The following is a 13,987-nucleotide window of genomic DNA, read 5'->3' as shown; positions in this document are numbered from 1 at the left end:
CCAGGCTCGTCATTCACTGGTCGAGCCTGACCATGCCTGTGGCCGCCCGCTCGAACTGCGGTCCATGGCGCAGATGATCAGGAGCACGCCGGCGCGGCGCTCTTGCCCGAGCAGTCACGTCTGCGCTACTCCCTTGTCGAGCCCGACTATGCGATAACGCCCACGACACCGGCCGCTGCAGCTGTATTTGCCCGCCAGCGAAGCCCAATTCTGTCACATGCCCCGATGAGCTGCGCGGATTTTGACCTCAGGCCTCTTTACTGGCCAAATACAGCGCAGCATCGGGATCTCAATCAAGCTCTGCGACGGCATTAAGCTTCTGGGCACGTCAGCCAGCGCGCCGGAAACGGCTCTCACTGGCGACGGTGAATATCCGCAACCACTCCACAAGCCCTCTCCGCGCTGGGAGTAATCTCAAACGGGCTGACGCTCCCCAGAGGTCGAACATGTCAGGCCGGTTCGGCGCCATGCTCCCCGAACCAGTCTGCTATGACATCAGCAAGCTTGTCACGATCATCTCCCGGTCGCTCGAAATAATGACCGCCGTCCAGTTCGACCATGCGCTTGTCATCGGAGCCCAACGCATTAAAGATCGCGTGCCCATGGCTAGGGAAACAACCAGTATCATGGTTGGCCATGATGACTAACGCCGGTTGAGTGATGCGGGGCAATTGTTGGTCGCTGCGCACCTGCGTCCGGGACAAACTCCACATTGCCAGCCATTCCCGCGCGGAAGTTATCGAGGCGAGGCCATAGTTGGAGTAGTTCGCCCGCTTCGGATCGCCCAGGTAACAGCCTACGTCCCTCTTCGACGGATCGATCGTCAAATCTGTAAAACGCAGATCCGCAAATTGCCTGGGAATGGCGAAGAACCGGTCGAAGACGCCGTCTTTGGATACTGAACCAAATGAGTCGATCGTAAGTCGTCCCTCCTGAGACTGCGCTCCTCGAACGCGGTCAAGCTCGCTTTCCGCCCATAGTGTGATACGTTCGTTACGAGCAACCTGTGCTGCCCGATAACGTCCGATGAACTCATCGGAATAAGGCGGGCCATGCTTCGGGTTGAACATATCAAGTTCAGGATCGCACGAGAGGGGGTCATTTTCGTCAGTAACCGATGGATCAAGCCATTCGGTAAACACCACCGCGCGGCCCGGGTGCGCGGCCAATGAGATGTAGAAATCAGCCGCCGGTAGATCGCGCAGCAATTCAGCTGGAGCCGATCCGGGATCGATATGGGGCTCGACAGCTTGCGCTTGATATGCGCCTTATGCCGAGCTCGGCATAAGGCGCATTATCCAGAGCATGGTTTTATCTGGGGCGTTTTGGGATATAATGCGGGCTTGCCGGAGGTTTCGGCGCATTGGGCTCCAGATAAAAACCGCGACCTCGCAGTTGGGGGCCGCCGCGCGCGGGGGCAACGTTGCAGATACCATTGCGTACCAGGTCGACGATCGAGGACTATGTCGCCACGCAGGAGTGGCGGCGCGCGCGACTGTTGCGCTGCCCGCTCCATCCGAGCGGCGGCTGTGCATTTCGGCGGCATGGCAGCTATGCGCGCCTGACCAGTCCGGGTGTACGGATCGCTCGCTGCTACTGCCCACAGGGGCACATAACATTCAGCCTGCTCCCAGATTTTCTCGCCGCTCGGCTGCCCGGTTCGCTTGCCGCGATCGATCGCATCGTTGGGATAGCCGCGTCGGAGCGAAGCATGGAAGCCGCCGCAGACGCAGCACGCGGCACGGATATTTTCCTTCCAGGCGCGGTGCGCTGGCTTCGCCGCCGCGTTGTCGCGGTGCGCAGATCCGTTGCCGCCGTCAAAGTAATGGCGCCCCGGTTGGCGAGGCCGGGCTTGCCGGTGAGCGACGTTCCGGCCCTTGCGACGCTCCGCCAAGCCCTTTCCCCGCAGCTGTTGCACTGTATTCCGGCACCTACCCAGCGACAATTACGATAAGCGCATAAGCGTCAATTAGGATGAGCGATCGGGGGGCTTCCGGGAGGGCGTAGCCCGAGCGGACGCCCCCCGATCGCATTGGCTTCACCTGCGGGTCTTTCCCGGCGAGTTTTGTCCCCGTGAGGGGGCGACCGATGCCGGGCAGACACATCACCGACCAGCAAGTGAGGCTCTACATGAATGCTCGTCTGACCCGCCCGCAAACCACCTCTGCCGCCATGGCCGGCATCTCCGTCGCGACCGGCCGTCGCATCGAGCGCGACCCGCGACCGCCATCAGCGTGCAAGGAGGCACGCCAGTACCGCACCCGCGTCGACCCGTTAGAGGGTTTGTGGGACACAGTCGTAGTCCCGATGCTCGAGGCGGCCCCCGGCCTTCGCCCGGTAACGGTGCTGGGTGAGTTGGACCGTCGCTACCCCGACAGGGTCACCCGAGCCATCCGACGTACGCTGGAGCGGCGCATGCGCGCCTGGAAGGCCCTGCACGGCCCGGACAAGGAGGTCATATTTCCCCAGACCCACAGTCCGGGCCGCATGGGACTGTCCGACTTTACCGATATGGGCAAGCTGGGCGTGCGTATCGCCGGCGTGTCGCTCGAGCATCGGCTCTATCATTTCGCGCTCGTCTATTCCGGCTTCGAGCACGGCGAGGTCGTGCTCGGCGGCGAGAGCTACACTGCGCTGGCGACCGGCTTGTCACGGGCGCTCGCCATTCTGGGAGGCGCGCCGCACGAGCACCGCTCCGACAGCCTGTCAGCCGCATTCCGCAACCTGTGCGCCGACGACGCGCAGGATCTCACCCGCCGGTTCGCCGGTCTGGTCGCGCACTACGGTATGGTCGCGACGCGCAACAACCGCGGCGTCGCGCACGAGAATGGCGCCATCGAAAGCCGGCACGGGCATCTTAAGAACCGTATCGCGCAGGCGCTGCTGCTGCGCGGCTCGGCCGACTTCGCATCCCTCGACGACTACCGGGCCTTCGTGGGGGGCGTTATCGCCGACCACAACAGGCGGCATGCCGCCGCGATCGACATCGAGCGGGCGCACCTGAGGCCGCTGCCGCCTGCATCGCCAGCGACATGGGACGAGGCCAGCGTGCGCGTCACCAGCTCGTCCGGCTTCTCCTTCCGCCATGTCTTCTACACGGTACCCTCGCGTCTCATCGGGCATCGTCTGCACCTGCGCGTCCATGACGAACACATCGAGGGATATCTGGGCGCAGCGCTCGTGGTGACGCTGGCACGCGGGCGAGCACCCGCAAAAACGGCGGGACGCACCACCACCCATGTCGTCGACTATCGCCATGTCATCGGTTCGCTGCGCGCCAAGCCCGGAGCGCTTGCCGGGCTTAGCTACCGCGACGCGCTCTGGCCGCGACCCGCGTACCGGCGAGCATGGGAGGCACTGAGTGCCGTCAGGCCCGCGCGCGATGCGAGCCGGACCATGGTCGGCCTGCTCGCGCTCGCCCACGATCAGGGTGTGGAGGCAGATCTCGCCGACGCGCTCGACGCTGTCCTCGATGCCCGCGGACTTCCCGACCTCGCCGATCTGCGCGCCCGTTTCATGCCCGCAAGCGGGACCGTGCCGCCGGTTCATATCGAGATGCCCGGTGTCGGCAGCTACGACCAGCTGCTGACGGCGGCGGACATGGAGATGGCAGCATGACCCTCACCACCGACACCGCACGCCTGCCGCTGCTCCTGAACGAGCTGCGCCTGCCCACTGTTGCCAGGCTGTGGGCCAGCATCGGCGACACCGCCGACACCGAGGGCTGGCCGGCCGCGCGCACCCTTGCCACGCTCCTCGAGCACGAGGTTGCCGAGCGCGCCAACCGGCGCACCGCCCGTCACCTCGCCGACGCGCGGCTCCCTGCCGGCAAGACCCTCGACACCTTCGACTTCGCCGCAACCCCGATGGTCAGCCTCGCCCGGATCAACGCACTCGCCGCCGGTGACAGCTGGCTCGACAGTGGCACCAACATCCTGCTGTTCGGCCCGCCGGGCGTCGGCAAAACGCACCTTAGCGCCGCGCTCGGCCATGCTCTGGTCGAGGCCGGACACCGCGTCCTGTTCGCCCGCACCACCGACCTCGTCCAGCAACTGCAAACCGCCCGCCAGGAACTGCGCCTGGCCGCCGCCATCGAGAAGCTCGATAAGTACCGCCTGCTCATACTCGACGACCTCTCCTACGTCCGGAAAAACCAGGCCGAGACCTCCGTCCTCTTTGAGCTGATCAGCGCCCGCTACGAAAGGCGCTCCGTCCTCATCACCGCAAACCAGCCCTTCGGCGCATGGGACGACATCTTCCCGGACCCCGCCATGACCGTCGCGGCCATTGACCGTCTTGTCCACCACGCCATCATCATCGAGATGAACACCGCCAGCTACAGGCGCAAAACTGCCCAAGCCCGCGTCTCCGCGCATACAACCAACAACGAACCACAACCTTCCAATTGACGCGCCGCGTCAATTAGCCGACCAGACCATGCCCGCAGGCGCTCATCCTAATTGACGCGCTCCGCTGATCGTAATTGTCGCGCCATACGGACATCAGAATCGCGGGACCCCAGATAAAACCATGCTCTGGATAATGCGCCTTATGCCGAGCTCGGCATAAGGCGCACGTCAGGCGTGGCTTCTTCGACGATGTCAAGGGCGGCAACGCCCCCGTCGCCGATGAGGCGCTGCGGCGGATAGCCAGCCTCTACAAGATCGAGGCCCGTATCCGAGGTTCCAGCCCCGAACACAGGTTGGCGGTCCGCCAGGTGCAATCCGCTCCGATCATCGCTGGCATGCGCCCCTGGCTCGAGGAGATGCTGCCCAGGCTGCTCCGAAGTTCCAATACGGCCGAGGCCATCAAATACACCCTCAACCATTGGAATGGCCTCGTCCGCTTCCTCGAGGATGGACGGACCGAGCTGGACAACAACACCGTCGAGCGATCAATCAGGCCGCTTACACTCCAGCGTAAAAATGCCCTGTTCACAGGTCATGATCTGGGGGCCGAAAACTGGGCGACCTTCGCCAGCCTCATCGAAACGTGCAAACTGGGCAATATCAACCCTCAGGACTACCTCACCGATGTCCTCGCCCGTATCGTCCTGCGCGGCGACGCAGATCCCATCGATGACCTGCTCCCCTACAACTGGGTCGATAGTCGAGTCACAGCCAGCGCCGTCATCGATCAGGCCGCCTAACGCCTTCTGGTGGGGGAGTTTTAGCGCTTACGGCGCGAGAGAGGTCACGATGATCCCTGGCAGATCATGTTCGACGCTGCCCGCGCCGAGACCGAAAATGACTCTGACCTCATTCCCTACTGGATCTACGAAGGTCCGGTGAAGGTCGAACGCCGCGTGCCGATGCTCCCGTTCAGCCGCGAGGTGCGAAGACTCGAGTGGCTCAAACGGAGCCTCACAATCTATCGTCTCGCATTGGGCCAACCGCGTCAGGAAGACCTACTGGAATATCTCCATGGCCTGATGGGAACTGCCATGCCGGCTGAGGATCTCGCTGATTTGCAAATTCGTCTGGAACCCTGACGGTCGTTCTGCGCGGTCGGTGGCAAGAATGGCAGGCCTTATGTCGCCACAAACGGCTGATCGGGTGTCACTTCCAGCAGGAGATAGCGCAAGGTCTCGGTCGCTTCGTTCCACTCGAAGACATAGTTGTGGGCAAGGGTGATCGGCGGTCCGTGTCCGCCGTCAGCGCCAATGGCACAGATTTGAGGTTGTGATTTAAGGAGGATTTGGGCTTCGTCGTAGTGACGAAGGAACGCAGATGAAGCCCAAATCCTCCTATTCAAAATCGTCGGCGAAGGCCCCTGCGGAGCAGGTGGTGAAGGACATCCGGCGGCAGACGCGGCGCCACTTCTCGGCCGAGGACAAGATCCGCATCGTGCTCGAAGGTCTGCGCGGCGACGACAGCATCGCTGAACTGTGCCGCAAGGAGGGCATTGCCCAAAGCCTGTATTACACCTGGTCGAAGGAGTTCATGGAAGCGGGCAAGCGCCGCCTGGCGGGCGACACCGCCCGTGCCGCGACCACCGGTGAAGTGCAGGACCTGCGCCGCGAAGCCCGTGCCCTGAAGGAATGCGTGGCCGACCTGACGCTGGAAAACCGGTTGCTCAAAAAAAGCATGACCGCGGATGGGGGCGACGAAGAATGAGGTATCCCGCATCCGAGAAGCTCGAGATCATCAGGATCGTCGAGCAGGCGCACCTGCCCGCCAAGCGCACGCTGGACCAGCTCGGCATCCCTCGCCGGACGTTCTACCGCTGGTATGATCGCTACCTCGAGGGCGGGCCGGAAGCGCTGGAGGATCGGCCATCGGCGCCGAGCCGCGTGTGGAACCGCATCGGCGAGGACATCCAGGAGCAGATCGTCGAGATGGCGCTGGAGGCGACCGACCTCAGCCCCCGCGAACTGGCCGTGCGCTTCACAGATGAAAAGCGCTACTTCGTATCGGAAGCCACGGTTTACCGCCTGCTCAAAGCTCATGATCTGATCACCAGCCCGGCCTTCGTCGTAATCAAGGCTGCCGATGCGTTCCACACCAGGACTACCCGACCGAACGAGATGTGGCAGACCGACTTCACCTACTTCAAGATCATCGGCTGGGGCTGGATGTATCTGTCGACCGTGCTCGACGACTTCTCGCGCTACATCATCGCCTGGAAGCTGTGCACCAACATGCGCGCTGAGGACGTCACCGACACGCTGGACCTCGCCCTGGCGGCTTCCGGCTGCGGCAGCGCCACGGTGCTGCACAAGCCCCGGCTGCTCAGCGACAACGGCCCCAGTTACATCGCCGGCGAGCTGGCCGAATACATCGAGGCCAACAAGATGAGCCATGTACGCGGCGCCCCGTGCCATCCGCAGACCCAAGGCAAGATCGAGCGCTGGCACCAGACCTTGAAGAACCGCATCCTGCTGGAAAACTACTTCCTGCCCGGCGACCTTGAGGCCCAGATCGAGACCTTCGTCGAGCACTACAACCACCAGCGCTACCACGAGAGCCTGGCCAACGTGACACCCGCCGATGCCTACTTCGGCAGGGCGCCGACCATCATCAAACAGCGCGAAAGGATCAAGCGACAGACCATCGAATATCGGCGCTTGCAGCACCGCAAGACCGCCGCCTAACATCAAACCCCAGACGAGGCCCGCACTCCGCTAATCTACGCCGCGATCTGTGCCAAATGTTCTGACGACGGACAGGCGGTCCGTACGGCACGGCGGTTCGATAGGATAACGGCGTTCCAGCCGCGTAGGCTTGCCCGTGGCGCATGTCGAAATCATGTGTATCCGTCGAATATACGGCGTGAGTTATGTAATGGGCGTGGTCGGACGCGACGAGCATGAAAGCGGCATCCGCAACATCCGAGCATTGCTCGAGGCGAGAGATGTCCTTGAATACATCATATCGATTGTTTGGCTCTCGCTGGTTCGCCTTCTTGAAAAATTTCAGTTCAATGGCGCATCGCCATTCTCGGCCGGCGTCGGTCGTCAGCCTAAACCATATGTCCATACGGCCGCGCTTTGCTCGACCGCCTGTAAGAGGTTTCTCGAGCTCAATGGCGAAGGTTTCCCGAGGGCTTACGATCGCCAGGTCTGCAACCGTTGCGATGATCCTGCCCAAGTGAAGTTGAAGCGTTGCTTCGCTCTCGCACGCGATCCGTCCCCCGTGGATCTGCGCAAACAAGCGCGGAACCGATAATCGAACAATTTCTCGTAATCGTTCAATGGACATGTAGAGCCTGACTCTTCCTTCGATCGTCCACGGCGATCAGATTTCTGCGCACTATCGAAATTGGGGCTCTGCTGCCTCGCCCCTCACAAGGAGCGGAGCGCATGCGCCGCCACATCAGTGATTGTGTAAACAGCTTCGCGCTGTGCTCCGCGGTTGTGGTGATCAACACGATAGCCTTGATAATGCCTCCGGACGAGACCCGCTCGTACGAGGTCCGAGACGGCTCGGCTGACGTTGCACCGACCCGAGCGTCGCACTCGCGCCCTTACTGCTCTCTCCACGAGCTGATCGGCTTCAACAGGGTCACTAGGCAGCACGTTCTGCTCCGTTAGCACTGCTCTCACCTCCTTTACGATCGTGCGGCGGCGCGCATCCCGTTGCGCCATCGGTACAAGTGAATCACACAGCCAATCCCGCAGCGGAGTGCAACGTCCGCCAACCGTGACATATGGTCCCGCGCTACCACTGTTGCTGCCGGCCGCCTTGGCGATGAGGTTTAGCACCATGAAGGTGTATCTCGGTCGCGGAGAGATACCTGCGATCCGCTCGATCACTTGGGGGAGATCAAGTTCACTTTCAGCATGATCTTGCTCCGTTTCAACGGCATCGAAGAGATCGGGTTGGTGGAACATAATGCGAATCCTAGCAGCCCACGCAGCGATGTGAATCCCTCTTGGCGGCCAGAGTCAGATTTTTCGTTGGTGACACTTTACCGACGCGGACTGGTAAAGTGTCACACGCGATGCAGACGAACGGGCAGCTCTCCTCGAACGTCATCTTTGAGGATCGTGGTTCTAGGTCAGCCTGTCGTCAACGGCTCGTAATAGTTGCTGCAACCGGTCAACGTGGCGAACTCCGGGTCGGTGAACGCCACGATTCGGCGGACGCACTTGGGTGCCAGCGGCGCTAGAACGCGGTCATGGGGCACCGCATCGTAAACTCGATCGGCGCGCCAAGCGCAGAACTGCGCCGCTATGTGCATCTCGAAGCCCAGACTGTCCTCGAAGTAGCTCATCGGGATCACTGCCTCGACGACGGAAGGTACGCCAACCGACCGGAGCACCGGCCCGAGTTCCGGATCGCGATCGATCGCCGCGTACAGGGATTCCCCGCCCCAGAACCGCAAGAAGTCCTCAATGCCGTCGTCGTTGTGAGGCCGCGTGAAAAGAAACCAGATCCTCCCGGCCCGTGACGGTGAATCAGCTTGGTGCCGCCGCTTGAACCCCTCCGCGATGGCCGGCGAGAAAACACCCTCCTCTTGCGCGGCATCGATCCGCATCACCAGGGTCTCGACACTTGGCAAGAACATCCCTTCCGCGACTATCCCGGCCGCTTCTCGCGCCGTCAGGCGCGTGTTGTGCCAAGCCAGGATGTCGTGAGGCCGAAGGACGGCGTAGAGCTGCCGGATGATCTCGTCATACTGGTAGGGCGACGCGAAGCGTTTCTCGGTGAGCCAATCGTCGAGAACGAAGCGGTTTTCATCCAGGAAATCGACGACCTCCAAAGGCCAAGTTTCCGGATTATCGTAGCCGAACAGCAAGGCGTCTAACCGATCTTCGTCATGAGCCGCCCAGCAGCCCCCTGCTCGGCTGAAAGGTTCCGGTTGTAAGCGAGCGGCATCCGCGGCGACTTCCATCGCAACGCGTCCATGATGCCGGCGAGATCCTCCCCGCTCGCGAACAGATCCTGGTTGAGCCCCACCCGCGTCGAATGCGCGCTGATCTCCTTGATCAGCCGCGCGAGATCGTCAGCCGTCAGGTCGGCCAATGCGCCGACATCGAACGCCCGCTGTATCATCGAACGGTAGATTGGACCGATCGAGGCTGGATGGAGCGCCCCCTCCCCCACATCATACTCCACTCTCGCCGGCACCGCAGGCTTCGACAGCGTTTTCCGCAGATCCCAAGACTCGCGCCCCGAGATGCTGTCGATCCTCCGTCCGCGCACCGCTGCCCTCGCCTTGTACCGCCGCACGTTCACGCGTCGAAAGACCGGCCCACCCTCGATGCCGGCCGCCTCCAGCCACGCCGCAATCGCCCGAACGGTGCGTGGGCTCAGATAGGCGGTCGCCCCCTCCCCCTCCTGATCGCCTTTGCTGCGCTTGATGGTCAGCAGCCGGGCGTCAGGATCGATCGCCTCAATAATGTTCTCGACCTCGATCGCCATCAGCTCGGAGGCGCGCAACCCGGTGTCATAGCCGGTCGAGAGCAGCGCGCAATCACGCAGGCCCTGCAGGTCGCCCGCGCAACTCTCAAGCAGTGCCCGCACATTGAGACCCCGAGGCGCATCGCGCTCAATGTTGCGCACCGGCCCTTTGAACCGCAGCGGTCGCGCCTGCTTCTGTGCCGTGCCGAGACGACGACGGATCGCCTGGAGGCGCAGCCTGACCAGCGAGGCCGGGGTTGGATCCTTGAGATCGAGCAGCAGATGGATCTTGGCGATCGACGCCTTGTAGCGGCCGAGCGAGGCGGGTTTGCCCCCCTGCCCCGCGCGCGCGTCGAGATAGTCGGCGACCGTCTCGGGCGTTGCCGGCAGCGCGATCCGGTTGTGGCGGCGGCACCAGGCGTCGAACCCCTCGAGGTCGGATTTGAGCGCGCGGATGCTGTGGGGCGATGAGGCGGCCTGATAGGCGGTGATAAGCGCCTCGTTGATCGTGATGCGCTCGCCGGCGCGCATCTGCACAATTGTCCACGCTAGGTCAGCCGAAGCCCGGACGGCCGGCAGCGACGCCTCAGGCGGCGCCACAGCGGTTTCTGGCCCTACTAAGCCGGTTTCGATGCTCACAACGCGCCACGCTCCTCTGCGGCGCTTGTATCGTACCTTATAAAGAAGGGTCAATTCCGGATATGTGATAAGTGCAATTATCGTAGGTCCATATTTAAAGAGCAACAGCATGATAGACGCTAAGGCTACTTTGGGGATATGTTTAACGTCATGCCTGCTGCCATCCCGGACCTCTCAGAGCCAATCTGGACTTCCAGGCTCGTCGCCCGTCTGGAACGGGCGGCAGCGGCGATAGGCCGCCTCGATGCCCGTGTTTCTGCCAGTCCTGCCGCAGCGCCATGGCAGCGACGCGCCACCTGGACCGGCTATTCCACGGCGCTGCAGGTGCAGGGCGCCGAGATTGACGAAATTGATATTTTCGGCCGGGAATGCGCCGTCAATCTGCCCGGCCGCCCGCCGATGCCGACCAATCTGGACGATCGTGATGCGCTTCCGATTTGGCAGCGGCAATTGGCCCAGCGCGAATCCCGTTATTGGCGAGACGAGCTCGCGATCTCAACTGACGTCCCAGAAGATTGGAGCCAGCGGCCAGCCCTCCTCCGCGCGCTTGAGATTACGGCCAGGCGCTCCCGCGCAGACAGCACGATCACGCCGTGGCTTGCCGTCCCCGGGCTCCTGCGATCGATGAAGATAACCCAGGCCGTGCTGCCGTGCCTGACCATTGGCGACAAGGCGCTTCGCCTCTCGCCGCGAGACACGCAGGCCATCGTCCTGCGTAACCTCCGGTCGCTTACCGATCGGGCGGAAGAGGGGCTGGTGAGGCTCCAGGCGCTCGAGGAAGACCGTTTACGCGCCGCCGCAGCCCTCCATGGCGCGCACCGTCCTGGCAAACTCCTGGATTTGCTCAGCCTTGTCCAGTTTGTCCCCGTCGTCAGTCCTCGGATGCTTGCCCGGCGATTGGACGTGACGATCTCCGGTGCCGGCAAGCTGCTTTCTCGCGCGGCAGAGCTGGACCTTCTAGTGGAAGTGAGCGGTCGTCAGGCCTGGCGGACCTACATGACGCGCGATCTGGCTATCGCCTTCGGGTTTGGTGTCCGTCCGGTAGGGCGTCCCCCTGCCCCGCCCCAGGCGCTCCCAGATTTTGTACCCGCGCTCGCAGAGTTTGATCGTGAAATGGCCGAACTCGATTCGATGCTAGCTGGCCTCGGTATCGATGTCTCGGCTCACCACCACTGATTGAGTTGCAGCGGGGCGTGACCGCTCGATGTCACGCCTCCCGTTCTTGCGTCGGCCCACTTCAGGCCCAGTGGGCGTCAAGCACCTCGCGAATGGCTTTCTCGGCATCCTCACGAGAGGCCCCACCCCTATTGAGAAGTGTCAGGCGAATTCCCTTGCGATCAGTGCCCTCGATACGAAGCACGGCTTTCCCCGTCTCGCTCGATACAACCTGCGCCATTCCTGACCTCTTGGGGGATCCTGACCTTTTGGGGGGGTCGGCCGCCAGCGCCAATGCACGGACGATGTCGGGCACAGCCATGGGAGCGCCCTCCCCTCCCGATCGAGCACTGAGCGCGGCCGCTTCAGCAAATACGCGTTGGCGACGATCGTCCGGCTTCAACAATGGCTTGATCGTTGTGACGTGCTTGATCCGCAAATCCTGCGGATTGGGAAAAGCGACCATCAATTCCACCGGAAGGCGGGCGAGATCAAGATAGCGGCTCAGCCAGCTTTCTGTGACATTGATCCGCTCGGCCATGACCTTCTGCCGGCCCTCATAATAGGCATCAAGCGCACGGAGATAGTCGCGTGCCCGCTCCAGGTCGCTAAGGTCTTCGCGCGCCCTGTTCTCGATATCCGCGATGCGGAATGCTTCTTCATCTGACAGTTCGCGGATGTCGACCAAGAACCGGAAGTCGGGGTAATTATGGCTACGCAGCCAGCTGATCGACCAGTGACGCCGAGCGCCACAGATCACCTCGAAATCAAAGTCCGATTCGCCGCGCACCCGCCGGACAATTGCCGGCATTTCCTGGCGTCCCTGCGCCTTTATGCTCTCGATGAGATCGGCGCATCGCTCCTCGTTGAGGAGCGCATATTCCCGGTTATGCCCTACCCACATTCGGCAACGCGCAGGATCAACCAGTTCATGGGTGCGGCTGACGACTGTCCCTGCCGCCAGTTCGGCCAATCGATTTTCCCGGCCTGTCAGGACATTGGCGCCCAGCCCAGGCCGGCGTGGCGCGGGCGCACCATCTTCGGGTGGATTGATACCAGCGGCCAGTTCTGCTGCGAAACTCGCATTCTTTCTGCTCATGAAGCCGTTCCTTCACCCGGAATTGCACCGGTGCAATTTTGCCGTTTCACGCCAGACCTTCCTTGCGCAAACGGCTCAAATGGCTGGGCCACATGGCCCGAATATCCAACTCGAGTTCAGCATTTACCCCATCGAGATAGGTCAGACAGCGGTTGCGGACCGCACTGCTCGTCACAGGACCGTCGAGCTCATAGACCGTCATCAAACGCGCGGTCGCGTTGTCGATCTCGGCGGAGTCCTTCAGCGGCGTGCGGACCATCGCCTGACCGAAAAGTGTCCGCATCAAATTGAGCAGTTCCTTCTGCATCGACTTGTTCTCATCGACCTTAGAGGCGACAAAGCGAAGGAATTTGAGCGTCGGTGCAAAGCCGCGTTCGGCCAGTGTCTCGATGGTTTCATCGAGCATCGCCAGAAACGCCGCGGTCGAAGAAAAGTCCATGACGGTCGGCGGCACGGGAACGACAAGCGCGTTCGCAGCGCGCAAAACCGACAATGAGATGGCGCCAAGGGCCGGCGGCGGATCGAGCACGATCACATCGAAACGATCGGAGATACTAGCGATGCCCTCGGAGAGGCGATCGATAAGCCCCCCCTGCCCGCGCGCCATTCGGGCTGCAATCTCATATTCTGACTGGAACAGCCGCAAATTTGCCGGAATCAGTTCGAGACCGTCGAAATGCGTTTTGCGCAGCGCATAATCAAGCGAGGTCTTCTCCTCTTCCCGGAGAAACGGGTAGAGCGTGTCCTCCTCGCTCAGATCAAGATCAGGCACATAGCCGAACAATGTCGTCGCGGAGGCCTGGCTGTCGCAGTCGATCAGGGCAACACGATAGCCTTGGATTGCGAGATATTGGGCAAGGTGGACCGACAAGGTCGACTTGCCGACACCTCCCTTGAAGTTCTGGACGGCCACGACACAGCATGGATCGTCGGCCGCTCGCCAGGGCCTCGTGCCGAACAGGCCCCGCATATCATTGAGTTGGGCAAGCGTGTAACCAACCCTGCGATTATTCTCGGTTCGCGGCGGCGGCGGAAGACGCCCGTCCTTCTCCGCATCGCGGATTGCAGCGGGCGTCCGCCCAACCAAGTCAGCGGCCTTTCCGATCGGGAAAGTGGGCTCACGGCGTTCATCCGCGCGCGCGCTGCGCGCTGAATCGCGAAGGCGTTCCAGCACCGACGAGGTCCGCTGGGCGAGCGCCGCCACCGATAGAAGATCATGGGTGTCGTCGATGTCTAGTGATGCTGCCAC

The 13,987-nt window shown here is 62.2% G+C and carries 12 protein-coding genes and 1 pseudogene; 7 read left to right on the top strand and 6 right to left on the bottom strand.

Going from position 1 to position 13,987, the window contains the following annotated elements; genetic code table 11:
* Positions 1-449: 449 nt before the first annotated feature.
* On the bottom strand, positions 450-1,208 hold the full coding sequence (locus sphantq_RS22260) for a hypothetical protein (protein WP_272800659.1): 759 nt from the start codon (positions 1,206-1,208) through the stop codon (positions 450-452).
* 880 nt (positions 1,209-2,088) lie between these two features.
* On the opposite strand from sphantq_RS22260, the gene istA reads away from it, so the two are divergent.
* The 6 genes and pseudogenes from istA to sphantq_RS22230 all read left to right on the top strand — a co-directional run bounded on the left by istA (position 2,089) and on the right by sphantq_RS22230 (position 7,667).
* The gene (gene istA / locus sphantq_RS22255) at positions 2,089-3,618 is read left to right on the top strand and encodes an IS21 family transposase (protein ID WP_272800658.1); all 1,530 of its coding nucleotides are present in this window, start codon (positions 2,089-2,091) and stop codon (positions 3,616-3,618) included.
* On the top strand, positions 3,615-4,409 hold the full coding sequence (istB, locus tag sphantq_RS22250; protein WP_272800657.1) for an IS21-like element helper ATPase IstB: 795 nt from the start codon (positions 3,615-3,617) through the stop codon (positions 4,407-4,409). Before istA ends, istB begins: the two co-directional genes overlap by 4 nt.
* A gap of 161 nt (positions 4,410-4,570) precedes the next feature.
* Positions 4,571-5,149, top strand: a pseudogene (gene tnpC, locus sphantq_RS22245) (IS66 family transposase); the annotation flags it as partial.
* Between the two features lie 66 nt (positions 5,150-5,215).
* On the top strand, positions 5,216-5,491 hold the full coding sequence (locus sphantq_RS22240) for a hypothetical protein (RefSeq protein ID WP_272800656.1): 276 nt from the start codon (positions 5,216-5,218) through the stop codon (positions 5,489-5,491).
* A gap of 238 nt (positions 5,492-5,729) precedes the next feature.
* A protein-coding gene (locus tag sphantq_RS22235) for an IS3 family transposase (RefSeq protein WP_272800595.1) occupies positions 5,730-7,093 on the top strand; the annotation gives its coding sequence in 2 pieces (ribosomal slippage) (positions 5,730-6,077 and positions 6,080-7,093; 1,362 coding nt in all).
* A 136-nt stretch (positions 7,094-7,229) separates the two neighbouring features.
* The gene (locus sphantq_RS22230) at positions 7,230-7,667 is read left to right on the top strand and encodes a hypothetical protein (protein WP_272800655.1); all 438 of its coding nucleotides are present in this window, start codon (positions 7,230-7,232) and stop codon (positions 7,665-7,667) included.
* A 116-nt stretch (positions 7,668-7,783) separates the two neighbouring features.
* Here the strand turns inward: sphantq_RS22230 and sphantq_RS22225 are convergent, their stop codons facing one another.
* From sphantq_RS22225 to sphantq_RS22215, 3 genes are all read right to left on the bottom strand, one after another.
* Positions 7,784-8,332 (bottom strand): hypothetical protein, encoded by a 549-nt coding sequence (locus tag sphantq_RS22225; protein ID WP_272800654.1) that lies wholly within the window; start codon positions 8,330-8,332, stop codon positions 7,784-7,786.
* 167 nt (positions 8,333-8,499) lie between these two features.
* Positions 8,500-9,240: a hypothetical protein gene (locus sphantq_RS22220; RefSeq protein ID WP_272800653.1), complete on the bottom strand. Its 741-nt coding sequence runs from the start codon at positions 9,238-9,240 to the stop codon at positions 8,500-8,502.
* Positions 9,241-9,245: 5 nt separating this feature from the next.
* On the bottom strand, positions 9,246-10,484 hold the full coding sequence (locus sphantq_RS22215) for a tyrosine-type recombinase/integrase (RefSeq protein WP_272800652.1): 1,239 nt from the start codon (positions 10,482-10,484) through the stop codon (positions 9,246-9,248).
* Between the two features lie 138 nt (positions 10,485-10,622).
* Between sphantq_RS22215 and sphantq_RS22210 the strand changes: the two genes are divergently transcribed.
* Positions 10,623-11,660 carry a hypothetical protein gene (locus sphantq_RS22210; RefSeq protein ID WP_272800651.1) on the top strand — a complete coding sequence of 346 codons (1,038 nt, stop codon included), beginning with the start codon at positions 10,623-10,625 and terminating at the stop codon, positions 11,658-11,660.
* Between the two features lie 61 nt (positions 11,661-11,721).
* On the opposite strand, the gene sphantq_RS22205 is transcribed toward sphantq_RS22210, so the two are convergent.
* Positions 11,722-12,738, bottom strand: a complete 1,017-nt coding sequence (locus tag sphantq_RS22205; protein ID WP_272800650.1) for a ParB/RepB/Spo0J family partition protein — start codon at positions 12,736-12,738, stop codon at positions 11,722-11,724.
* Positions 12,739-12,784: 46 nt separating this feature from the next.
* On the bottom strand, positions 12,785-13,987 hold the full coding sequence (locus sphantq_RS22200; RefSeq protein WP_208634664.1) for an AAA family ATPase: 1,203 nt from the start codon (positions 13,985-13,987) through the stop codon (positions 12,785-12,787).

The organism is Sphingobium sp. AntQ-1 (assembly GCF_028538045.1).
In the GTDB taxonomy this organism is placed as follows: Bacteria; Pseudomonadota; Alphaproteobacteria; order Sphingomonadales; family Sphingomonadaceae; genus Sphingobium; species Sphingobium cupriresistens.
The sequence above is the reverse complement of the archived record's forward strand: the minus strand, read 5'-3'. Positions and strand labels throughout refer to the sequence as shown.

Bases quoted from the DNA above. Each gene is read 5' to 3' on its own strand.
- istA (WP_272800658.1), top strand. From the start codon at position 2,089: ATGCCGGGCAGACACATCACCGACCAGCAAGTGAGGCTCTACATGAAT.
- istB (WP_272800657.1), top strand. From the start codon at position 3,615: ATGACCCTCACCACCGACACCGCACGCCTGCCGCTGCTCCTGAACGAG.
- sphantq_RS22240 (WP_272800656.1), top strand. From the start codon at position 5,216: ATGTTCGACGCTGCCCGCGCCGAGACCGAAAATGACTCTGACCTCATT.
- sphantq_RS22225 (WP_272800654.1), bottom strand. From the start codon at position 8,332: ATGTTCCACCAACCCGATCTCTTCGATGCCGTTGAAACGGAGCAAGAT.
- sphantq_RS22210 (WP_272800651.1), top strand. From the start codon at position 10,623: ATGTTTAACGTCATGCCTGCTGCCATCCCGGACCTCTCAGAGCCAATC.
- sphantq_RS22205 (WP_272800650.1), bottom strand. From the start codon at position 12,738: ATGAGCAGAAAGAATGCGAGTTTCGCAGCAGAACTGGCCGCTGGTATC.